Annotated in this window: 2 protein-coding genes; one reads left to right on the top strand and one right to left on the bottom strand. The window is 72.1% G+C overall.

Annotated elements, in window-relative coordinates; translation table 11 throughout:
• The coding region (locus J0695_RS38815) for an MFS transporter (protein ID WP_242553738.1) at positions 1–517 on the bottom strand (517 nt) is incomplete at its 3' end.
• A gap of 112 nt (positions 518–629) precedes the next feature.
• Here J0695_RS38815 and J0695_RS38810 point away from each other — a divergent pair.
• Positions 630–922, top strand: a 293-nt coding sequence (locus J0695_RS38810; RefSeq protein ID WP_505383628.1) for a type 1 glutamine amidotransferase family protein, incomplete at its 3' end; no start/stop codon positions are given.

Genomic DNA, 922 nt, shown 5'->3' with positions numbered 1-922 from the left:
GCAGGTTGATGAAGAAGATCCCGCGCCAGCTCCACGCCGAGGTCAGCGCCCCACCGGCCACCGGACCCAGGGCGACGGCCACCGACGCCCCGGCCGCCCAGAGCGAGATGGCCCGGGCGCGCCGCGCCGGATCCGGGTACGCCTGCCGTACGAGAGCGAGCGAGGCCGGCAGCATCACCGCACCCGCGGCCCCCTGCGCCCCCCGCGCGCCGATCAGCACCCCGAGCCCCGGCGCGAAGCCGCACGCCGCAGACGCCAGAGTGAAGAGCGTGATCCCGATGCCGTACGCCCGGCCGGCCCCGACCCGGTCCGACAGCGCCCCGGTCGAGAGCATCAGCGAGGCGAAGGCGAGGGTGTAGCCGTCCACCACCCACTGAAGCCCCGAGAGCCCTCCGCCCAGATCCCCGCCCATCGCGGGCAGGGCGACCGTCACCACGGTCGCGTCCAGCGTGATCAGGAAGAACCCCAGGAGCGCGGCGACCAGCACCATGCCGGGGGAGGCCAACTTCCGATCCATACAGGGGACTTGGGAGGTCCGGTGCACTGCGTTCGTCGTCATGCCCCCAGCCTGCCGATCATGAAGGCCGTGCAATAGTGGCCTGATTGCCATACGTCCGGAGGTTCTGGCCATGCCCGTCGCACGTCGCCGTGTCACCGTCATCGCGTCCCCGCCCGTATCCATGTTCAACCTGGCGATCCCGGAGATGATCTTCGACAAGGCGGAGGTGGACGGCGGCCCCGGCTACGAGACGGTCATCTGCGCCCCGGACCCGGGACCGGTCACGTCCACCGGCGGCCTCGACATCCATATCCCCCGCGGCCTGGAAGCGGTCGAGGGCGCCGACACGGTGATCGTCGCGGGTGCGGGCGTACGCCAGCACTTCGACGCCCGCACCGTGGACGCCGTCCGCCGGGCCGCCGC

The organism is Streptomyces beijiangensis, from assembly GCF_017315755.1.
Classification (GTDB): Bacteria; Actinomycetota; Actinomycetes; order Streptomycetales; family Streptomycetaceae; genus Streptomyces; species Streptomyces beijiangensis.
This window is presented reverse-complemented; position numbering and strand designations above follow the sequence as displayed.